This window comes from Alcaligenes sp. Marseille-Q7550 (genome assembly GCF_965112015.1).
In genome coordinates this window covers 353,509-374,063 of record NZ_CBCOPU010000001.1, presented here as the reverse complement: position 1 = coordinate 374,063, position 20,555 = coordinate 353,509, and the positions used below count along the sequence as shown (strand labels likewise).

18 protein-coding genes are annotated in these 20,555 nt (G+C 68.6%); 15 read left to right on the top strand and 3 right to left on the bottom strand.

The window, feature by feature from the left end; translation table 11 throughout:
- Nucleotides 1-73: 73 nt before the first annotated feature.
- The 15 genes from ACWPWO_RS01755 to dhbA all read left to right on the top strand — a co-directional run bounded on the left by ACWPWO_RS01755 (nt 74) and on the right by dhbA (nt 16,630).
- The gene (locus ACWPWO_RS01755; RefSeq protein ID WP_454003957.1) at nt 74-1,276 is read left to right on the top strand and encodes an ABC transporter substrate-binding protein; all 1,203 of its coding nucleotides are present in this window, start codon (nt 74-76) and stop codon (nt 1,274-1,276) included.
- Between the two features lie 8 nt (nt 1,277-1,284).
- The gene (locus tag ACWPWO_RS01750) at nt 1,285-2,154 is read left to right on the top strand and encodes a branched-chain amino acid ABC transporter permease (protein ID WP_454003955.1); all 870 of its coding nucleotides are present in this window, start codon (nt 1,285-1,287) and stop codon (nt 2,152-2,154) included.
- Nucleotides 2,155-2,165: 11 nt separating this feature from the next.
- Nucleotides 2,166-2,636: a branched-chain amino acid ABC transporter permease gene (locus ACWPWO_RS01745; RefSeq protein ID WP_454003953.1), complete on the top strand. Its 471-nt coding sequence runs from the start codon at nt 2,166-2,168 to the stop codon at nt 2,634-2,636.
- A gap of 17 nt (nt 2,637-2,653) precedes the next feature.
- Complete coding sequence (locus tag ACWPWO_RS01740; protein ID WP_454003951.1) at nt 2,654-3,103, top strand: branched-chain amino acid ABC transporter permease; 450 nt, start codon at nt 2,654-2,656, stop codon at nt 3,101-3,103.
- A complete protein-coding gene (locus tag ACWPWO_RS01735) occupies nt 3,100-3,858 on the top strand; it encodes an ABC transporter ATP-binding protein (protein WP_454003949.1) in 759 nt (252 codons plus the stop codon). Before ACWPWO_RS01740 ends, ACWPWO_RS01735 begins: the two co-directional genes overlap by 4 nt.
- A complete protein-coding gene (locus ACWPWO_RS01730; protein WP_454003947.1) occupies nt 3,855-4,571 on the top strand; it encodes an ABC transporter ATP-binding protein in 717 nt (238 codons plus the stop codon). The genes ACWPWO_RS01735 and ACWPWO_RS01730 overlap by 4 nt, the downstream gene beginning before the upstream one ends.
- Nucleotide 4,572: 1 nt before the next feature.
- On the top strand, nt 4,573-5,265 hold the full coding sequence (locus tag ACWPWO_RS01725; protein ID WP_454003945.1) for a 4'-phosphopantetheinyl transferase family protein: 693 nt from the start codon (nt 4,573-4,575) through the stop codon (nt 5,263-5,265).
- Nucleotides 5,266-5,321: 56 nt separating this feature from the next.
- Nucleotides 5,322-6,962: a (2,3-dihydroxybenzoyl)adenylate synthase gene (locus ACWPWO_RS01720; RefSeq protein ID WP_454003943.1), complete on the top strand. Its 1,641-nt coding sequence runs from the start codon at nt 5,322-5,324 to the stop codon at nt 6,960-6,962.
- A gap of 2 nt (nt 6,963-6,964) precedes the next feature.
- Entirely contained in the window at nt 6,965-7,210 is a 246-nt protein-coding gene (locus tag ACWPWO_RS01715) for a phosphopantetheine-binding protein (protein WP_454003941.1), read from the top strand.
- 25 nt (nt 7,211-7,235) lie between these two features.
- Nucleotides 7,236-11,159, top strand: a complete 3,924-nt coding sequence (locus tag ACWPWO_RS01710; protein ID WP_454003939.1) for an amino acid adenylation domain-containing protein — start codon at nt 7,236-7,238, stop codon at nt 11,157-11,159.
- Nucleotides 11,160-11,162: 3 nt separating this feature from the next.
- Nucleotides 11,163-12,413 carry an enterobactin transporter EntS gene (gene entS / locus ACWPWO_RS01705; RefSeq protein WP_454003937.1) on the top strand — a complete coding sequence of 417 codons (1,251 nt, stop codon included), beginning with the start codon at nt 11,163-11,165 and terminating at the stop codon, nt 12,411-12,413.
- A gap of 97 nt (nt 12,414-12,510) precedes the next feature.
- The gene (locus ACWPWO_RS01700; protein ID WP_454003935.1) at nt 12,511-13,908 is read left to right on the top strand and encodes an ATP-binding protein; all 1,398 of its coding nucleotides are present in this window, start codon (nt 12,511-12,513) and stop codon (nt 13,906-13,908) included.
- 326 nt (nt 13,909-14,234) lie between these two features.
- A complete protein-coding gene (locus tag ACWPWO_RS01695; protein WP_454003933.1) occupies nt 14,235-15,173 on the top strand; it encodes an isochorismate synthase in 939 nt (312 codons plus the stop codon).
- Between the two features lie 13 nt (nt 15,174-15,186).
- A complete protein-coding gene (locus tag ACWPWO_RS01690) occupies nt 15,187-15,825 on the top strand; it encodes an isochorismatase family protein (RefSeq protein WP_454003931.1) in 639 nt (212 codons plus the stop codon).
- Between the two features lie 16 nt (nt 15,826-15,841).
- Nucleotides 15,842-16,630, top strand: a complete 789-nt coding sequence (gene dhbA, locus ACWPWO_RS01685) for a 2,3-dihydro-2,3-dihydroxybenzoate dehydrogenase (RefSeq protein WP_454003929.1) — start codon at nt 15,842-15,844, stop codon at nt 16,628-16,630.
- Between the two features lie 559 nt (nt 16,631-17,189).
- Here the strand turns inward: dhbA and ACWPWO_RS01680 are convergent.
- From ACWPWO_RS01680 to ACWPWO_RS01670, 3 genes are all read right to left on the bottom strand, one after another.
- Complete coding sequence (locus ACWPWO_RS01680) at nt 17,190-18,761, bottom strand: alpha/beta hydrolase-fold protein (RefSeq protein WP_454003927.1); 1,572 nt, start codon at nt 18,759-18,761, stop codon at nt 17,190-17,192.
- 215 nt (nt 18,762-18,976) lie between these two features.
- Nucleotides 18,977-19,582, bottom strand: coding sequence for a methyl-accepting chemotaxis protein (locus ACWPWO_RS01675; protein ID WP_454006229.1), 606 nt, complete (start codon nt 19,580-19,582; stop codon nt 18,977-18,979).
- Nucleotides 19,583-19,776: 194 nt separating this feature from the next.
- Complete coding sequence (locus ACWPWO_RS01670) at nt 19,777-20,508, bottom strand: cache domain-containing protein (protein WP_454003925.1); 732 nt, start codon at nt 20,506-20,508, stop codon at nt 19,777-19,779.
- Nucleotides 20,509-20,555 lie beyond the last annotated feature (47 nt).

The following is a 20,555-nucleotide window of genomic DNA, read 5'->3' as shown; positions in this document are numbered from 1 at the left end:
ATTTAGTAGAGCATCCGCACGCTCTGAAGCGGTAATCAGAGGCGCGGCCGCCTATCTTGCGGAACCAGAATTCGTGACCACCTCCCATCCCAGCGCTGGCCGACGCCAGCTCTTGCTGGCCGCCGCGGCCAGCCCCTTGCTGTTCGGCGTGCCGCGCCTGCTGCGCGCCCAGGACGGCCCTCTGAAGATCGCCCTGCTGACCTCGCTGTCCGGCCCCTTCGCCTCGTTGGGGGAGAGCATGCGCGCCGGCCTGGAGCTGATGCTGCAGCAGTGCAATTACGAGATGGGCGGACGCAAGGTGCAGCTGCTGGTCGAGGACGACCACGGCAAGCCCGATGAAGCCATCCGCAAGGTGCGCAAGCTGATCTCGCGCGACCGCATCGACGTGCTGGGCGGAGTCATCAGCGCCAACATCGCCCTGGCCATCCGCGACATCGTGCACGACGCCGAACTGCCCACCTTCATTTCCAACGCCGCCGCCAACGCCCTGGCGCGCGAGGCGGCCAGCCCCTACGTGTTCCGTCCCACCAAGACTAGCTGGATGCTGGGCCACACCGGCGCGCTCTGGACCTACGAACACATCGAAAAATCCGGCGGGATCACCCTAGGCTCGGACTACACGGCCGGGCGCGAATACATCGAGGACTTCGCCCATACCTACCAGGAACAGGGCGGCTCGCTGGGCGAGCGCATCTGGACGCCGCTGGGCACGCCGGACTTCGCGCCCATCATCATGAACCTAGCGGCCAGCAATCCCAAGTTCGTCTACACCTTTCTGGCCGGCGCGGACGCCGTGCGCTTTCACCAGCAGATGCAGGACTACCAGTTGCACGGCAAGATCCAGGTGATCGGCCCCGGCGCCCTGTACGACCAGGAAGACGTGGTCACGGCCGTGGGTGAAGCCGCCCTGGGCGGGGTCAGCACCTTTCACCAGTCGCCCGGCGCGGCCGGCGCCCAGGAATTCGCGGCCGCCTACCAGGCCGCGCGCGGCCGCCTGCCCGGCGAGGCCAGCACCTCCGGCTACGTCACAGGCCAGGTCATCAAGGCCGGCCTGGACGCCGTCAAGGGCGATCTCTCCAGCAAGCCGGCCTTCAAGCAGGCGCTGCTGGACAAGCCCATAGACACCGCCTTCGGGCCGCTACAATTCGACCCGCGCAACAACCAGTCCATCCTGGACATCTACGTGAACGAAGTGCGCAAGGACGCGCAAGGGCGCCCCTTCAACACCGTCGTGCACACCTACTCCCGCATCCAGGATCCCGGCCCGCGCAGTTGAGCACCGCCTTGTCTTACTTCCTGCTTCAAGCCCTGAACGCCTTGTCCTTCTCGGCCCTGCTGATGTTGGCGGGGCTGGGGCTGTCCCTGGTGCTCAGCCTGATGAACTTCATCAATCTGACCCACGGCTCCTTCTTCCTGCTGGGCGGCTACATCGGCGTGCAATGGCTGGCCTCGGGCGCGCCCTGGTGGCTGGCCTTCCCGGCCGCCTTCGTGCTGTGCGCCCTCATGGGCTGGCTGCTGGACCGCTTTCCGTTCCGCCAGTTCTACCAGCGCACCCACCTGATGCAGGTGCTGCTGACCTACGGCATCTCGGTCATCTTCGCGGACCTGATGCGCTGGGGCTTCAGCGCCGACACGCTCTCGCCCGTGCTGCCCCAGGCGCTGCGCGGCGTCGTGTGGGTGCTGGGCCTGCCCTTCCCGGCCTACCGCCTGTTCCTGATCGTCACCGGCCTGGCGCTGGCCCTGCTGTTCTGGCTGCTGCTGGACCGCACCCTGTGGGGCGCGGCCATACGCGCCTGCGTGCAGGACGCTGGCGTCGTCGAAACCCTGGGCCTGGATTCGCGTCGCCTGTTCGCCATCGGCATGGCGCTGGCCGCCGGCCTGGCCGGACTGGGCGGGGCCCTGGGCGCGGGCATGCTGTCCGTCTACCCCGGCCTGGACGAGGAAATCCTGTTGCTGGCCCTGCTGGTGGTGGTCATCGGCGGCCTGAACTCGGTGCGCGGCACCCTGCTGTGCGCCCTGATCCTGGGTTTTGTCAGCACCTTCGCCCGCGTCTGGGTGCCCGCCTTCGCCAACGCCGCCACGCTGGCGGTCATGCTGGGCATGCTGGCCATCTGGCCGCGCGGTCTGAACAGTTCTTCCACGCGTCAAGTCTAGGAACCTGTTCAATGCGCACCCGATCCACCTCCCCGCTGTCCTCCTGGCTATGGCCCGCGCTGGCCAGCCTCGTGCTGCTGAGCAGCGCGGCCTGGGGCGACCCCTTCCTGTGGCGCTTCGCCACCGAAGCCCTGCTCATCGGCTGCGCGGTGCTCAGCATCAACCTGCTGATCGGCTACGGCGGCCTGGTGTCCCTGGGCCACGGCGCCGTATTCGGCTTCGCCGGCTACGCGACCGCCATCGCCAGCCAGTCGCTGGGCGCCAGCCTGCCGCTGGTCCTGGCGATCGGCATCCTGGCGGGCGTGCTGCTCTCGGTCCTGATGGCCCTGGTCAGCCTGCGCACCTCGGACCTGTTCTTCCTGGTCACCACGCTGGTCGCCGGCCAACTGGTCTGGGAAGTGGCCTTCCGCTGGCGCGAGCTGACCGGCGGGGCCGACGGCCTGCGCGGATTCCCGCGCCTGAGCCTGGGCGACATCCCCTGAGCGCCCCCTACACCCTGATGACGCTGGCCCTGGCATTGGCGCTGCTGTGCTGGCTGCTGCTGCGCTCCTTCAGCCGCGCGCCCATCGGCCTGGCCCTGGTCGGCCTGCGCGACCAGCCCCTGCGCACGGCCGCCCTGGGCTACCAGGCCTGGCGCATCCGCCTTTGCGCCTTCATGACGGCCGGCGCGGTCGCAGGCGCGGCCGGCGGCCTGTACCCTTTCGCCAACCAGTACGTCAGCCCGCAGCAGGTGCACTGGAGCTTCTCGGCCACCCTCATCATCATGGGCGTGATCGGCGGCATACGCACCTGGCGCGGCGCCTTCATCGGCGCGACCGTCTACCTGTTCGCACAAACCTACCTGAGCTCCTACACCGACCGCTGGCAACTGCTGGTGGGCCTGATCTTCGTGGCCACCGTGCTCTTCATGCCCAACGGCCTGGCCGAGCGGCGCAGGAGATCTTCGTGAGCGCACTGCTGAGCTTGCGCGGCGTGGCACTGCGCGTGGGCGGACTGGAGATCCTGAGCTGCGTGGACCTGGACCTGCAGGCCGGCGAGACCCTGGGACTGATCGGCCCCAACGGCGCCGGCAAGACCACGCTGTTCAACATCATCAACGGGATGGCCCGGCCGTCGGCCGGTCAGGTGCTGCTGGACGGCGCCGACCTGCGCGCGCACAGCCCCATCCAGCGCGCCCGGCTGGGTCTGGTGCGCAGCTTCCAGACCAGCCGCATCTTTCCCGAATTGAACCTGCTGCAGAACCTGGCCCTGGCCGTGCGCCTGAAAAAAGGCTGCGGCTACCGCTGGTGGGTCCGCGACGCCGCGCGACGCGACAGCGACGCCGCCGCCCTGGCGCTGCTGGAGCACAGCGGCCTGGCCGGCCGCGGCCACATTCCGGCCCGTTCGCTGTCCTTCGGCGAGCAGCGCATCCTGGACCTGCTCATCGCCCTGGCGCAACAGCCGCGCGTGCTGCTGCTGGACGAACCGACCGCAGGGCTGTCCGAATCCGAATCGCGCGAGGTCATAGCCCTGGTGCACGCGATGCGCGGCCAGTGCGCCGTGCTGCTGATCAGCCACGACATCGACATCGTCTTCCAGGAGTGCGACCGCATCGCCGTGCTGTCCTCCGGAAACCTGCTGACGACCGGCACGCCCGCGCAAGTGCGCCGCCACGCGGGCGCGCGCCAGGCCTACCTGGGCGAACTGGCCCTGGAGACGGCATGAACACAGACTTGACACTGGGCGGCCTGTGCGCCCGCTACGACAGCGCCGACATCCTGCAGGACATCAGCCTGGACATTCCCGCCGGGCAGAGTGTGGCCCTGCTGGGGCGCAACGGCGCCGGCAAGACCAGCCTGCTGCACTGCCTGTTCAACATGGGGCCGCAGTGGCGCGGCCAGGTCCGCATCAAGGGCCAGGACATCGCCGGCTGGCCCACGCACCGCATCGCCCGCCTGGGCATGGCGCTGGTGCCCCAGGGGCGGGGCCGCTTCCCCACCCTGACCGTGGCCGAAAGCCTGCGGCTGGCCGGCCTGGCGCGCCGCGCCCGCCCCGGGGACGCCTGGACGCTGGAACGCATCTATGACGCCATGCCGCGCCTCCACGAGCGCCGCCGGTCCTCCTGCGCCGCGCTCAGCGGCGGCGAGCGGCAACTGCTGGCGCTGGCCCGCGCCCTGCTGACGCAGTCCTCCATCCTCCTGCTGGACGAACCCAGCGAGGGGCTGGCGCCCATGACCATCGAGGACACCCTGCTGCCCCAGCTCCAGCAATTGCGCGAGCAAGGCATCACCGTGCTGCTGGCCGAGCAGAACCTGAACCTGGCCCTGCGGCTGGCCGACCGGGCGCTGCTGCTGGGCCACGGGCAACTGGTGTACGACGGCCCGGCCCGGCAACTGCGCCAGGACGCCGCGCTGCTGCAGCGCCACCTGGGACTCTGACGTGCTTCGCCTGTTCGCCCTGCCGCTGCCGCTGGCGCCCGGACTCCTTCCCTGGCTGCAGGCCCAGTTGCCGAACAGCCTACAGGCGGGCATCGCCCGGCGCCGCCGGCCTGCCGACCAGCACCTGAGCCTGCTGGCCCACGCAGCACTGCGCCACCTGCTGGCTCCGCTGCTGGGCTGCGCGCCGCAAGAACTCCCCATCCGCATCCTGCCCCATGGCAAGCCCGTCCTGGACACCGCACGCCCCGACCTGCACTTCAGCCTGTCGCACAGCGGCGAACGCGTGCTGCTGGGCTTCGCCGACCAGCCGCTGGGCGTGGACATCGAGGCCATCCGCCGTCCCGTGGCGCCCGCCCTGGTGCGCCAGTGCAGCCTGCCCGCCGAACAGGACTGGCTGCGCGGCGATGCGGACTTCTACGCCCTGTGGTGCGCCAAGGAGGCCGCCCTGAAGCAGGCCGGCACCGGCTTCAGCATAGGCCCCCGGGAACTGGCCCTGGACGCCCATCCCGACCTGGGCTGCGACGTGCGCTCGGCCCATACCGTCCTGGACGGGCTGCGCGTACAGAGCAGCGCGCCCGAGCCGGGCTACGCCGCCGCCCTGTGCCTGCCGGCGACGCTGCCGCCCTGGCGGATCGAATACATGGACCCCGTCCGCCTGCCCGAAAGCCGGCTGGACCGCGCCCCGGAAACCTGAGCGCGAGGCTCTATCCCTACACAAGCCACTCTTTTTATGTAATAGTTCTCATTACCATGATGACATCTATTCCTGTTGAACAAAACTGGCCCGAAGAATTCGCCCAGCGCTACCGCGCCGCCGGCCACTGGCAAGGCGAAACCTTCGGGGCCCTGCTGCGCACGCGCGCGCAACGCCACCCTGAACGCGAAGCCGTCGTCGGCGGGCAACAGCGCTGGACCTATGGCGCGCTGGACCAATACGCCAGCCAGATCGCCGCCGGCCTGCTCAAGGCGGGCCTGCGCAAGGGCGACCGCGTGCTGGTGCACCTGCCCAACATTCCCGAATTCATCAGCGTGATCTTCGGCCTGCTCCGCGCCGGCCTGCTGCCCGTCTATGCGCTGCCGGCGCACCGCATCACCGAGATCGAACACTTCGCCAACAGCGCTCCGGCGCGCGCCTACGTCGGCGTGGACCAGCACGCGGGCTTCGATTACCTGCCCCTGGTGCGTGAACTGCGCGAGCGCTGCCCGCAGGTCGAACACGTCTTCATCGTGGGCCAGGCCCAGGAATTCACCTCACTGGCGCAGCTGCAGGCCAGCGCCCTGGATATGGACGTGCCGGCCTCGGCGGCCCAGCCCTCGGACGTGGCCTTCCTGCAGATCTCCGGCGGCAGCACCGGCCTGTCCAAGCTGATCCCGCGCACGCACGACGACTACATTTACACTCTGCGCGAAAGCGCCAGGATCGCCGGCCTGGACCAGACCAGCGTCTTTCTGGGCGCGCTGCCCATCGCGCACAACTTCCCCATGAGCTCGCCCGGCTTCCTTGGCGCCCTGTACGCCGGCGCCAAGGTGGTGCTGAGCCCGGCGCCCAGCCCCGACGCCTGCTTCGAGCTGATCGAGCGCGAAGGCGTGACGGACACCAGCCTGGTGCCGCCGCTGCTGCTGCTCTGGCTGGAGGCCGCCGGCAAGGCCACGGCCCGTCTGGATTCCCTGAAGGTCATCCAGGTCGGCGGCGCCAAGCTGAACGCCGAAGTGGCCAAGCGCGTGCGCCCCACCCTGGGCGTCACCCTGCAGCAGGTCTTCGGCATGGCCGAAGGCCTGGTCAACTACACGCGCCTGGACGACCCCGAGGACATCATCGTCAACACCCAGGGCCGCCCCATCAGCCCGGACGACGAGATCCTGATCGTGGACGACGAGGGCCAGCCCGTGGCGCCCGGCCAGACCGGCTACCTGCTCACGCGCGGCCCCTACACGATCCGCGCCTACCACAACAACCCGGCCGCCAATGCGCGCTCCTTCACCGAGGACGGCTTCTACCGCACCGGGGACGTGGTGCGCATGACGCCCGAAGGCTACCTGGTGGTGCAGGGCCGCGCCACCGACCACATCAACCGCGCCGGCGAGAAGATCTCCGCCGAGGAGATCGAGGACCATCTGCTGGCCCACCCCAATGTGTTCGACGCCGCCGTGGTCTCGGTGCCCGATGAATTCCTGGGCGAGCGCAGCTGCGCCTTCATCATCCCCAAGCAGGACAAGCCGCGCGCCGTGGAGCTGAAGAAATGGATACGCAGCCGCGGCCTGGCCGACTTCAAGGTGCCCGACCAGATCGTCTTCGTGGACCGCTTCATGGAAACCGCCGCCCTGAAGATCAGCCGCAAAGAGCTGCGCGCGCAACTGCGCCAGCAATTGGAAAACACGACGCAAGAATGACTATGTATACCGCTCTCACCCTGGAACGCATGCGCCAGGACATCGCCGCCATGCTGCACGAAGACCCCGAGGACATCCAGGACGACGACAACCTGATGGATCTGGGCCTGGACTCCATGCGCGTCATGACGCTGGCCACCCGCTGGCGCGAAGCCGGGGCGCCCGTCGAATTTTCGGAGATGGCCTCGGTCGTCACCCTGGGCCAATGGTGGGCGCTGATCGAGCGCGCCCAGCAAAGCGCCCGCTGATTCACCCCGTTGCACCCGTTCCGCGATGTCTGACCCTGTTGCCAATCTCCCGCTGCGCCCCCTGACCGAAGCCCAGGAAGGGCTGTGGTACGCCCAACGCCTGGATCCGCTCAACCCGGTCTTCAATACCGGCCACTGCACGGAGATCCGCAGCCCCCTGGACATCGCCCTGTTCGCCCAGGCCGTCAACGCCACGCTGGCCGAGGCCGACGCCCTGGCGCTGCGGATGGCGGACACGACCGAAGGGCCTCGCCAGTACATCTGCGAGGCGGCGCGCATCCAACTGGAGATCATGGACCTGTCCCAGGCGCCGGACGGGCATGAGCAGGCCCGGCGCATCCTGCTGGCCGATCTGCATACCCCGCTGGACCCCGCCAGCGCGCCGCTGGCCCGCCACATCCTCTTCGTGCTCGGCCCCAGCCGCTGCCTGTGGTATCAGCGCATACACCACCTGGCCGCCGACGGCTACGGCATGGCCCTGATCGAGACCCGCGTGGTCAAGCTCTACAAGGCCTTGCTGCAGGGGCGCGCCGACCACGGCGAACCGCTGCTGCCCTTCGCCCTGCTGCAGGACGACGACCAGGCCTACCGGGAATCCGAACGCCGCGCCAAGGACCGCCAGTTCTGGCTGGACGCCCTGGGCTCGGCCGAGCCGGCCCAGAGCCTGGCCGAATCCCAGGCGCTCAGCGATCACCGCTTCCTGCTGGCGCGCGCCGCCGTCGACCCCGCGCTGACCGGGAGGCTGCAGGCGCTGTCCCGGCGCAGCGACATCAGTTGGCCCGACATCCTGACCGCCCTGACGGCCGCCTACGTGCGCCGCCACACCCGCCAGGACGAATGCATCGTGGGCGTGCCCTGGATGGGCCGCCTGGGCAATGTCAGCGCCCGCATCGTGGCCACCGTCATGAACGTAGCGCCGCTGCGCCTGCGGATCGACGAATCCCTGCCGCTGGAGCAGTACCTGATACAGGTCGCCAAGGCCCTGCGCGAGGCGCGCCGCCACGGCCGCTACCGCATCGAGCAGTTGCGCCGCGACCTGGGCCTGCTGGGCGGCATGCGCCGCCTGCACGGCCCCATCATCAACGTGCTCCCCTTCGACGCGCCCTATGAACAGGCCGGCCTGGACGCCAGCCAGACCGTGCTGTGCGCCGGCCCCGTGGAAGACCTGAACTTCACCTTCCGCGCCCAGCCCGACGCGGGCGGCATGCGCCTGGAAGTGGAAGCCAATCCGCGCCTGTACACCCAGGACCAGATCCAGACCCATCTGCGGCGCCTGGAACAGTTCCTGATCCGCGCCCTGCAGGCGGACACGCTGGCCGCCGTGCCTACGCTGACCGACGCCGAGCATCGCCACTGGATCGAAGAGGTCAACCAGACCGCGCACCCCGTGCCCGAGACCACGCTCTGGGCCCTGATCGAAGAACAGTTGCGCCTGCGCCCCGATCAGCCCGGCCTGGAGTTCGACGGCCAGGTGCTCAGTTACGCCCAGATCGATCGCCAGAGCGCCAACCTGGCCGCCCAGTTGCGCCAGGCGGGCGTGCAGACCGGCGACATCGTGGCCGTGGCCCTGCCGCGCTCGCTGGAACTGGTGCTGTCCCTGCTGGCGATCCATCGCGCCGGCGCCGGCTACCTGCCGCTGGACCTGCAGCAGCCCCAGGACCGCCTGAACACCATTCTGCAGGCCGCCCGGCCGCGCCTGCTGCTGGCTCAGCCCGGCTGCGCCCTGCAGGCTCCCCTGCTCACGCCGCGCCCGCAGGACGACACCGACGCCGGCGCCTGGACCCCGGCGGGCCCGCATGATCCGGCCTACATCATCTACACCTCGGGCTCCACCGGCGCGCCCAAGGGCGTGCTGATCAACCACGACGCCATCGTCAACCGGCTGCTGTGGATGAAGACCCACTACGGCATAGGTCCGGGCGAGCGCATCCTGCAGAAGACGCCGGCCACGTTCGACGTGTCCGTCTGGGAATTCTTCCTGCCTTTCCTGAGCGGCGCCACCCTGGTGGTCGCGCCGCCCGAGGCCCACAAGGATCCCGCCCATATCGCCCGCCTGATGCGCGAGCGCGGCATCACCGTGCTGCACTTCGTGCCCTCCATGCTGGCCGCCTTCCTGGACGAGCCGGCCGCCCGCGGCCTGGCGCCGCGCCTGGTGTTCTGCAGCGGCGAAGAACTGCCGGCCGCCACCCGCGACCGCTTCCACGCCACCCTGCACGCCGAGCTGCACAATCTCTACGGTCCCACCGAAGCCGCCGTGGATGTCTCCTGGTGGCCAGCCTCGCGCCAGGACCGCTCCCAGCCCATCCCCATCGGCTTCCCGGTCTGGAACACGGCCCTGTACATCCTGGACGAACAGTTGCGGCCCGTGCCGCCCGGCGTGGCCGGCCACCTGTATCTGGCCGGTCGCCAGCTGGCGCAGGGCTACTGGGGCCGCCCCGACCTGACGGCCGAACGCTTCGTGCCCGATCCCTTCGCCCTGCATGGCGACCGCATGTACGCCACGGGCGACGTGGCCCGCTGGCGCGAGGACGGCGCCGTGGTCTTCCTGGGACGTTCGGACCACCAGATCAAGCTGCGCGGCCAGCGCATCGAACTGGGCGAGATCGAAGCCGTGCTGGCCCGTCACCCGGACGTGGCCCATGTGGCCGTGATTGCCCGCGAGGACACGCCCGGCCAGATGGCCATCGTGGCCTACTGGGTGCCGCAGCCGCGCAGCGGCGCCGACGAGGCCGCGCTGGCCGCCTTTGTCGGCGAGCACCTGCCCGCCTACATGATCCCGGCCGCCTGGGTCGTCCTGCCCGAGCTGCCCGTCACCGCCAATGGCAAGCTGGACCGCAAGGCCCTGCCGGCGCCCGCGCTGCAGGCCCGGCCTGCGGGCCGGCCGCTGAGCGGCGCCACGGAGCAGCAGATCGCCGCCGCTTTTGCCGTCGTCCTGGGAAGCAATGAAGCCTTCTATGCCGACGACGACTTCTTCGCCCTGGGCGGCCACTCCCTGCTGGCCGCCAAGCTGGCCCTGATCCTGCGCGAGCAGCGCGGCCAGGATATTTCCCTGGGCACGATTTTCGAGTACCCGACCATCGCCCGGCTGGCGCGCCACCTGGACCAGGCCGGCGCGGCCGCGGGCGACGGCTTCGGCCCGCTCATCACGCTGCGCCCGGCGCAGGACGAACAGCCCGCCTTGTTCGTGATTCATCCGGCCGGCGGCCTGTCCTGGTGCTACGGCGCGCTGGCGCGCCGCCTGCCGCCGGGACGCGCCATCTACGGCCTGCAGGCCGGCGTGCTGTCGGACGAGGCCCTGGGCCTGGACGCCAGCCTGGAAGCCATGGCGCAGGCCTACGCGGACCGCCTCGAACAGGCCCAGCCGCAAGGCCCCTATCATCTGGCCGGCTGGTCGGTGGGCGGCATCATCGCCCAGGCCATGGCGGTGGAGCTGCGGCGCCGCGGGCACGGCGTGGGCCTGCTGGCCCTGCTGGACGCCTACCCGAGCGATGCCTGGCGCGGCCAGCCCGAGCCCGAGCCCAACGCCATCTACAAGGCGCTGCTGCACATCGCCGGCCACGATCCGGACAGCCTGCCGGACGTGGCGCTGACGCGCGAAGGCGTGATCGGCTTTCTCAAGCGCAGCGGCCATCCCCTGGCGGAACTGCCCGACGCCCGCCTGGACAGCGTGTTCCAGGTCGTGGAGAACAACAACCGGCTGGTGCGACGCCACCGCCACCAGGCCTACGACGGCCCGGTGCTGTACTTTCGCGCCGCCCTGGACCATGCGGGCACCAACCTGCATCCGGACCTGTGGCGGCCCTACGTCGCGCAGCTCGAGAGCCATGACATCGCCTCGCTGCACGCCCACCTGACCGGCCCCGAAGCCGTGGCCGTCATGGCCCCGCTGATGGAGTCGGCCATGGTCCGCGCCGAACAGGCCGCGGCCCAACCTGTATGTGATGCCTGATCCATGTCTGTAAGCCGTTTCCTCCTGGACATTTCCCCGTTGCGCGAGAGCCGCGCGTTCCGCTACGCCTACTTCGCGCGCGCCGCCACCGTGCTGGTCACCGGCATGCTGATGGTGGCGGCCAGCATCCAGCTCTACGATCTGACCCAGTCCAGCGTGGCCGTGGCCTTCCTGAACGTGTCCATGGCCACGCCCATGGTGATCGCGCTCATCATCGGCGGCGTGCTCTCGGACCGCATGGACAGGCGCAGCCTGATGGTCTGGTCGCGCAGCGTCTACATCATCAGCGTGGTGCTGTTCCTGGTGAACACGCTGCTGCCCCAGCCCGGCGTCTGGCTGATCTACCTGGCGGCCGCCATCGGCGGCGCGGCCGGCGGCATCAGCGTGCCGGCCATGATGGCCGCCACCCCCGCGCTGGTGGGCCGCGACAAGCTGGCCGCGGCCGCCGCCCTGTCGGGCCTGGCCATGCAGCTGGGCGGCATCATAGGCCCGGCCCTGGCCGGCCTGCTGATCTCCGGTCCCGGGCTGATCTTCTGCTATGTCATCGTGCTGTGCGGCGTCATCGTCACCCCCCTGCTGCTGCGCGCCCTGCCTTCCCTGCCTCCGCAGACCGGCAACCGTCCGCCGCAGAAGGCCTTGCAATCGCTGCAGGACGGCCTGCGCTTCGTGGCGGGCAATCCGCTGCTGCGCGCCCTGCTGCTGATCGACCTGGCCGCCCTGATCCTGGCCACGCCCCTGGCCCTGCTGCCCGAATGGGGCGACGCCATCCTGGGCATGGGCGCGCAGGCCCCCGGCTACCTGTATGCGGCTCCCGCCGTGGGCGCGACGCTGGCGGCCCTGTCCAGCGGCTGGTGCCGACAGGTGGCCCGCCCCGGCGCGGCCATCGTGGCGGCCGTGCTCATCTGGGGCCTGGCCGTGGCCGCGCTGGCGCTGCATGCCTCGCTGGCCTGGGCCCTGGCCTGCCTGGCCGTAATGGGCGCCGCCGACACGATTTCCAAGATCCTGCGCATGGCGCTGGTCCAGAAGCACACGCCCGACTATCTGCTGGGCCGGGTCTCCAGCCTGTGGATGACGCAGTATTCACTGGGCCAGGCCCTGGGCAATGTGCAGATGGGCTACCTGTCCCGCCTGCTGCAGCCCGCACTGGCCGTGACCGTGGGCGGACTGGCCTGCGCCGCCATGGCCGCCGGCTTCGGCGCCCTGAACCGCGGCCTGCGCGCGGTCCGTCAACAGGATGCGCCGCCCCATGCCTGAGTTTCTTCATTCGTTCCGCTTTGCCTTGCTGTACACCTGTAGCAGGACGTCCCGGCCGGGACGTCCCGACGCCCGAACTTTTTTTTAGGATAAATAGATGCAAATCAATTTCAATTGCATTCGCCATACTCCTGCCAGCCTGCTGCGCAAGGCCGGCCTGAGCGCCGCCGTCCTGTCGCTGTCGCTGGCCAACGCCTTTGCCGCGCCGTCGTTCGATCAGCCCGACCCGGACTTCCGCGGCATGGTCACTGCCGCCGGCGCGGTCTACCCGGGCTCCGACGCTCAACTGGCCGGCCGCGGCTTCACGCCCGGCCAGGAAGTCATCCTGCTGCAGAACGGCAACGCCCTGACCCAGGACGCCCTGGTCGCCGACAAGGACGGCAACATCAGCGCCAAAGTCGCCATCCCGGCCCAAGCCGCGACCGGCTTGCACCCCGTGGTCGTGCAGGCCAGCAAGCCCTCGGCCGCCGCCGTGTTCGAGCTGAAGGTCTCGCCCAAGGTCGAGCTGAGCGGCCAGGACAAGTTCGAGCTGCAATCGCAGCATCTGGTCCCCGGCCTGTACCAGAGCGCCTACAGCCCCAGGAGCAAGGCGCTGTTCGTGACCTCCGCCGTGGGCCGCCCTCCCGTCAAGGAATCCCAGCTGCTCAAGGTCAATCCCCAGACCCTGGCCATCGAAGCCCGCGTGACGCCCGCCGCCCAGAAAGGCCGTGACGACGGCCAGGTGCAGGCCGTCTACGGCGTGGGCGTGGACGACGCCCACGGCAACGTCTGGGTCACCAACACCCGCAGCAACACCGTGTCCGTCTACAGCCAGAAGGACCTGAAGCTGGTCAAGCAGTTCGAGGACGGCGCCGCCAGCCATGCCCGCGACGTGGCCATCGACGAAAAGGCCCAGCGCGCCTATGTGTCTTCGCCCGGCTCCAAGCTGATCTCGGTGTTCGACACCAAGAAGCTCGCCGCCCTGGAGCCCATCGAGCTCAAGTCCAGGACCCGCAAGGAGCTGAGCCCCATGAGCCTGGCCCTGGACAGCGAGCATGGCCGCCTCTATACCGTCAGCGCCAGCACCAATGAGCTGATCATCGTCGACCTGAAGAACGGCAACGCCCAGACCGTCCACGCCCTGCCCGGCGCGCGCGGCGCCGCCGGCGTGGCCGTGGACAGCAAGAACGAGCAGGTCTACGTGGCCTCCCAGGGCAGCGACAACCTGCTGATCGTCGACGCCAAGGACGGCAAGGTGCTGCACCAGGTTCTGGTGGGCGCCGGCGCGCTGAACGTGGCCTATGACCCCAAGACCGAACTGGCCTACGTGGCCTCGCGCGGCGCGGGCACCGTCACGGCCGTCAACGGCAAGGGCGAGATCGTGGCCAACCTGGACGGCGGCAGCTTCCCCAACCACGTCTCGCTGGACGGCCTGGGCAATGCCTACCTGGTCAACAAAGCCAAGGGCAAGGACGATCCGACCGCCGACCGCATCACCCGCATCCACCTGAAGTAAGCCCGCAACGGCCCCCGCGGGGGCCCGACCGGCCAGCCGATTGAACCGAAAGGGGCTCCCATGAACAGCCGAATCAGTGATGAAGTCCGAGCCTGCACCATCGAGCAATGGCTGCAGCACTACCAGGCCGGCAGCACCGTGTTCGCCTCGCCCACCGTCAGCCTGATGGCGCAGGGCACGGCGCTGGAACTGCACGCGACCAACGCCCAGGGGCAGTTGCTCGCGCAGTCGCGGGACCTGCTGGAGCAGGCGCACCGGCGCGGCCTGGCCGCCCCCTGCTGCTGGGGGCCATCCCTTTCAATCCGGCCCGCCAGGCCTACCTGCGCGTGCCCGCCCAATATCGCCGCGACCCGGTGCTGCTGCGTCCCGTGCAGCGTCCGCCGCTGGCGCGCTCGGCCAATACCGTGGCCGCGCAACGCCTGCAGCCCGACGGTCCCGGCTACGAAGACAGCGTCGCCCGCATCCTGGAGGTGATGCGGGCGCAGGGCATCCAGAAAACCGTCATGGCGCGCACCGTGTCCGTGACGCTGGAGCAGCCGCTGGACCGCCTGACCGTCTTGCGCAACATGCTGCACGGCAATCCCGCCGGCTACACCTACGCCATGCCCTTGCCGGGCGGCGACGTCGGCGATCCCGCCACCTTCTTCGGCGCCAGCCCTGAACTGCTGGTGCGCCGCCACGGCGAGCGGGTCACCGTCAATCCGCTGGCCGGCACCGCGCCGCGCCATGCCGACCCGCAGCGCGACCAGGCCAGCGCCGAGCACCTGATGGCATCGGGCAAGGACCTGCGCGAGCACGCCTACGTCATCGACGACGTGGTGCGCATCCTGTCGCGATTCTGCGACGAGCTGGAGGTGCCCGACGGCCCCAGCCTGACCAGCACGGCCAATCTCTGGCACCTTTCCACCCGGATCAGCGGCCGCCTGCGCAACCCGGGCACCAGTTCGCTGGAACTGGCCCTGGCCATGCATCCCACCCCGGCCGTGTGCGGCTACCCCACGCTGCCGGCCATGCAGGCCATCGAAGCCGCGGAATCCTTCGAGCGCGGCTTCTTCGCCGGCGCCATAGGCTGGAGCGACCATGAAGGCAACGGCGAGTGGGCCGTGGCCATACGCTGCGCCCACTACGAGCGGCAGCGCCTGACGCTGTCCGCCGGCGCCGGCATCGTCGAGGGCTCGCGCCCCGAACTGGAGCGCCAGGAGACCGGCAACAAACTGATGACCCTGATTCACTCCCTGGGCCTGGCCCAGGACATAACCATCTGACGGAGACCCGGCCATGACCATTCATGCGCTTCCCAGCTACCCCCTGCCCGAGGCCCCGGTGGCCAATCGCGTGGACTGGCGTCCCCAGGCGCAACGCGCCGCGCTGCTGATCCATGACATGCAGGCCTATTTCCTGCGCAAGTACGATATGGATCAGGCGCCCATTCCCGCCCTGATCGAGCGCATCGCCGCCTTGCGCGCCCTGTGCCGGGAACTGGGCATTCCCGTGTTCTACACGGCCCAGCCGGTCGAGCAGCCCGCGCAGGACCGCGCCCTGCTGAACGACTTCTGGGGGCCGGGCCTGACCAATCCGCAGTTCCATGAGCAGCAGGCCGTCATTCCCGAACTGGCGCCCGCCGAGGACGACATCATGCTGACCAAATGGCGCTACAGCGCCTTCCAGCGCTCCAACCTGCGCCAGCACCTGGCCGAGCTGGGCCGCGACCAGCTCATCATCACCGGCGTCTACGCACACATAGGCTGCATGACCACGGCCCTGGAAGCCTTCATGCAGGACATCCAGCCCTTCCTGGCCATCGACGGCGTGGCGGACTTCTCGCTGGAAGAGCACGAGATGGCCGTGCGCCATGTCTCCCAGCGCTGCGGCGTCAGCCTGACCTGCGCCCAGATCCAGGACAGCCTGAACGCCTGATGGAGACCGCCACGACATGAGCACATCAACACTGGAATTCGACGGCGAATGCATCGCCGTCACCGGCGCGGCCAGCGGCATAGGCGCCGCGGTGACGCGGCTGCTGCTCGAGCGCGGCGCGCGCGTGATCGCCATGGACCTGGACGCCGACGGCCTGGCGCGCCTGGGCGAAGCCGGGCGCAAGGACCGCCTGTCCTGCCACACGGTGGACGTCAGCGACGCCCGGGCCGTGGACCAGGCCCTGGCCGAGGGCCAGGCCAGGCTGGGCCCCACCCGGCGCCTGGCCTGCGTGGCCGGGGTATTGCAGATGGGCCGCATCACCGAGCTGAGCAACGAGCAATGGGACCGCACGTTCGCCATCAACGCCACAGGGGTCTTCAACGTCTGCCGCAACGTGGCCAAAGGCATGATGGCACGCCGCCAGGGCGCCATCGTGACGGTCAGCTCCAATTCCGCCGCCACCCCGCGCATCGCCATGGGCGCCTACGCGGCCTCCAAGGCTGCGGTCAGCCAGTTGACCCGCTGCCTGGGCCTGGAACTGGCCGAGTACGGCATACGCGTGAATATCGTCTCGCCCGGCTCCACGGACACGGCCATGCAGCAGGCCATGTGGAAACAGGGCAGTTCGCGCGAGACTGTCATTGCCGGCTCGGGCGAGCACTATCGCCTGGGCATCCCGCTGCGGAAAATCGCCCGCCCCGAAGAAGTCGCCGAAGCCGTGCTGTTCCTGCTCTCGGACCGCGCCAGCCACATCACCCTGTCCGACCTGCGGGTGGATGGCGGGGCGACGCTGGACCAAGGATAAGCCTACTCGCGGCGATTCATACTGCCGCTGCCCCATTCGTTCTTTAGGCAGACTGGCATAAAGACTTTCTTTCTTGAAACGTGTTTGCTGCCTGATTGATGCCGCGGACTTGGTCGATAGCAAAGATAGACTTTGTGGAGACGCCGTTTCAGGCAGGGGCGGGGCAGGCTGGGCTGGCGGCTTGCCCCGCCCCTGCCTGGGGGAAATCGTCTGTCCTGCCCTGCTTCTAGCCCAAACCCGCAAGCGACAGGGCCTTACCCTCGACCTGTAGCTACCAAACGAAATCCACACCCGAAAATAGACCAATTCGCATCAGGTCAACCCTAAATAGGTCTGCGAAACAATAAAGCTGTCGCACTGCCGTTTGGGCAAAGCAAAACGGTGCTGTTTTCTTGAGGGGCGCCGGCCCGAGCCGGCGCCCCTCAAGAAAACCAAGTTTCTCCCGCTGCGCCCAAACCTTCGGCCTGACGCAAGACGAGTGCTTGGCCTAAGCCTGCCACCTAAGCTTCTGCTTTGAAGCGCTCGATCTGCCGTCAATCAGCAGACCCTGGCCTGGACTTTACTCACCCCGCCCCGCCTCCGCTCCAGCAGGCCGGCCGAGCAGATGCTCCAGCCCCAGAGCCAGAGCGTCGCGCCAGGCCACGTAGTCGTGGCCGGTCGAGCTCTCGTCATAGCGCACGTCATAGCCGCGTGCGCGCAGCACGTCGTACAGGTGGCGGTTGGCCTGAACCAGGCTCACGTCCAGGCCCGAACCCGAATTTTCGAAAATGCCCGCCGACATATAGACCTTGACCGGCGCGGCCGGCGCGTCGGCGATGCGGCGCGTCAGCCACTGCCCGCGCTCGCCGGGCGGCCCCCACCAGTACGAGCCCGACAGGCTCAGGACATTGCCGAAATACTGCGGCAGGCGCCAGCCGGCATGCAGGGCCGCCAGCCCGCCGTAGCTTGAACCCGCGATCACGGTGTCGCCGGCCGCCGCCGCCACCCCATGAGCCGCCAGCCAGGGCATCAGCTCCATCTGCAGGAATTCGATATAGGCGTCATTGGGCGGCAGCTCGCGCGAACGGGCGGCCGAGCCGGGGTTGTCGACCAGCACCACCCAGGCCGGCGGAATGCGACCCTGTTCGATCAGCGCATCGACCAGGACAGGCGCATTGGCGATCTCGCGGTACTCGCGGCCGTCGAACAGGATGAGCAGATGGCGCAGGCCCGCCGCCTGGCTGCCGGCGGGCTGATAGATATGGATGTCGCGCTCATTGCCCAGCGTCCTGCTGGACAGGCGGCCCGAACGCCACTGGCCCTGCGGCTGGTCCGCCGCGCTCACCTGCACCTGCGGCGCCGGCGCCTGGGGCAGGCGCAGCACGGAGCCGCCCTCGAACAGGTCGGCGCTGTCCTCGGGGATCAGACGGGTATTGTAGGGATCACGCTGCAAGGTGGCGCGCAGGGCCGCGCGCCGCTCCGCCGGGCGGGTATGGGGTACGTCCGCCGCCACCCGGTAGCTGAAACGGGCGTCGCGCGGTACATCGTAGCTGATGTACCAGATGTCCGAATCGCCCAGACGCCGCATGCGGTCATTGTAGGAAGCCGGGCCGCCATGGATGCGCGCATTGTTCCGCGCGCCGCGCCACACGAAGGTGACGCGATCGTGCGTGGCGCTGTAACGCTCCACCAGAGGCGAGCCGACCCGCTCCACATAGTCCCAGAAACGATCGGAGGATTCGCCGGCCCGCAAGCGCAGGGCCCATTGCCGGATCACTTCGCCCTGAATCGGCTCAGCCTGCTCGGGCGCCTGCGGGGCGGAAATGGAAGTGAGCTGCCATTCGTAGCTGCCTTGCCCGGCCACCCGCAGACGATATTCCCCTGCGGAGCGCGCCACAAAACCGAATGGGCTGCCGTCGTCATCATCCTGGGAAAGGCGGCGAATGCGTTTGCCGTCCGGTCCGAGCAGCTCCAGAGCGACTGCACCGCTCTGCTGCCAGCGTCCCTGCACGAAATCATCCTGCTGCAGGCTGAGTATGCGTTCGTGATGCTCATGCGCCTGGATCTGCCCCTGGGCCGATGGAAGAGTCGCCGTCCAGGCCGTGCCTGCCGTCATTGCCGCCAACACCGCCGCCGCACGCCTGCGCCACATACTCGTACTCCCGCTGAAACCGTGAACCAAAAGGCAGTATACGATCAAAAATAATGAGAATTACTAACAATTGAACGAAATACTGCCGGACTGCATGCTGAAGAACCCGATCCAATGGGCCGGAGCTTCGTCATCACTATACAAATGCGCCTTCGGCGCCAGCAAATGCAGCCCGGCCTCGGCTGCCAGGCCGAGGCTTTCGTTTTGACGCGCGCTCAAGCCAGGCGGAAAGTCTGGATCAGGCGATTCAGCTCCTGCACCTGATCCTGCAGTTCGCTGGACGTGTTGGCCACCTGATCCACCATGTCGGCATTCTGCTGCGTGGCCGTGTCCAGTTGCCCCACCGCCACATTGATCTGCTCGATGCCGATGGTCTGCTCGCGCGTGGACGCCGCGATCTCGTGCACGATGGTCATGACCTGGGAGCTGCCCGTCACCATCTCCTCGATGACCCCGCCCACCTGCTCCATCAGTTGCACGCCTTCGCGCGTACTGCTGGAAGACGCCTCCACCAGATGCGCGATCTCCTGAGCCGAAGCCGTCGTGCGCTGCGCCAGGGCGCGCACCTCGCCGGCCACCACCGCGAAACCACGCCCCTGCTCGCCGGCGCGCGCCGCCTCCACGGCAGCGTTCAAGGCCAGGATATTGGTCTGGAAGGCGATGGAATTTATCACGTTCGTGATGTCGGCCACCTTCTGGCTGGTCTCGCGGATGGCATCCATGCGATCGACAAGCTGGCTGACCATCTGCCCGCCGTGCTGGGCCGTCTTCTGCACCTGGGTCGACACCTCTTCGGCCCGCACCGCATTGTCTTCGCTCATGCGCACCGTGCCCGTCATCTCTTCCATGGCGGAGGCCGTCTCCTGCAGCGCGGCGGCCTGTTGCGTGGTGCGGCTGGACAGCTCCAGATTGCCGCTGGACAGCTGCACCGCGCCGCCGGCGATCACGCCGCTGCTGTGCTGAAGCGTGCGCATGACCGCGCCCAGCTTGATGCGCATCTGCTCGATGGAGGCCATCACGCTGTCCGCCGGGATGTGGCGCAGCGAATGGGACACGCGCAGGTCGCCGTCGGCGATGGCGTGCGCGACATCGCGCAGCAGCGTGGGCTCGGCGCCCAGCTCGCGATAGATCTGGCGCGCCAGCACGCCCGCCCCGGGGCAAGCACCGCGACCAGCACCGCCAGCACCAGTGCGGACTGCCAGAGGCGCTCGTAGAACTCGGACTGGATGTCGTCGATGTACACGCCCGACGTCAGCACCCAGCCCCAACTGGGCATGCCCACGCCGTAGGCCAGCTTGGCGGCGATCTGCTTGTTGCTGAGCTTGGGCCAGACGTATTCCAGGTAGCCCGAGCCGCCGCCTTCGCCGATGCGGCCCAGCTCCGCGAAGGTCCGCACTCCATTGGCGTCGGTCAGGTCGCTCATGTCCTTGCCGTCCAGGTCCGGGCGGGTGGGATTCATGATGGACACCCCCTTGGTGGACAGCACCGAGACATAGCCCTCCTGGCCGAAACGGATGCTGCTGATGCGCTGCAGGGCCTGGCGCTGGGCCACGTCCTGCGTCAAGACTTCTTTCTGCACCAACTGCTCGTAATCCTGCGCGATCTGCAGCGCAATATGCACGATCTGCTGCAGACTGGTCTTGCGCTCCTGCAACTGCGCCTGATAGAGCTGATAGCTATCGAAAGCAAAGACCGACAACATGGCCAGCAGGCTCAAGGCCAGCGGCAACCACAATTTCTGTTTCAAGCTCAAACGCATCACACACCCCATCCCCACACGGAAAAGAACAAGCC

Coding starts and splice junctions, on each gene's coding strand:
- ACWPWO_RS01745 (WP_454003953.1), top strand. CDS start 2,166: ATGCGCACCCGATCCACCTCCCCGCTGTCCTCCTGGCTATGGCCCGCG.
- ACWPWO_RS01740 (WP_454003951.1), top strand. CDS start 2,654: ATGACGCTGGCCCTGGCATTGGCGCTGCTGTGCTGGCTGCTGCTGCGC.
- ACWPWO_RS01730 (WP_454003947.1), top strand. CDS start 3,855: ATGAACACAGACTTGACACTGGGCGGCCTGTGCGCCCGCTACGACAGC.
- ACWPWO_RS01720 (WP_454003943.1), top strand. CDS start 5,322: ATGATGACATCTATTCCTGTTGAACAAAACTGGCCCGAAGAATTCGCC.
- ACWPWO_RS01715 (WP_454003941.1), top strand. CDS start 6,965: ATGTATACCGCTCTCACCCTGGAACGCATGCGCCAGGACATCGCCGCC.
- ACWPWO_RS01710 (WP_454003939.1), top strand. CDS start 7,236: ATGTCTGACCCTGTTGCCAATCTCCCGCTGCGCCCCCTGACCGAAGCC.
- entS (WP_454003937.1), top strand. CDS start 11,163: ATGTCTGTAAGCCGTTTCCTCCTGGACATTTCCCCGTTGCGCGAGAGC.
- ACWPWO_RS01700 (WP_454003935.1), top strand. CDS start 12,511: ATGCAAATCAATTTCAATTGCATTCGCCATACTCCTGCCAGCCTGCTG.
- ACWPWO_RS01690 (WP_454003931.1), top strand. CDS start 15,187: ATGACCATTCATGCGCTTCCCAGCTACCCCCTGCCCGAGGCCCCGGTG.
- dhbA (WP_454003929.1), top strand. CDS start 15,842: ATGAGCACATCAACACTGGAATTCGACGGCGAATGCATCGCCGTCACC.
- ACWPWO_RS01680 (WP_454003927.1), bottom strand. CDS start 18,761: ATGTGGCGCAGGCGTGCGGCGGCGGTGTTGGCGGCAATGACGGCAGGC.
- ACWPWO_RS01675 (WP_454006229.1), bottom strand. CDS start 19,582: ATGAGCGAAGACAATGCGGTGCGGGCCGAAGAGGTGTCGACCCAGGTG.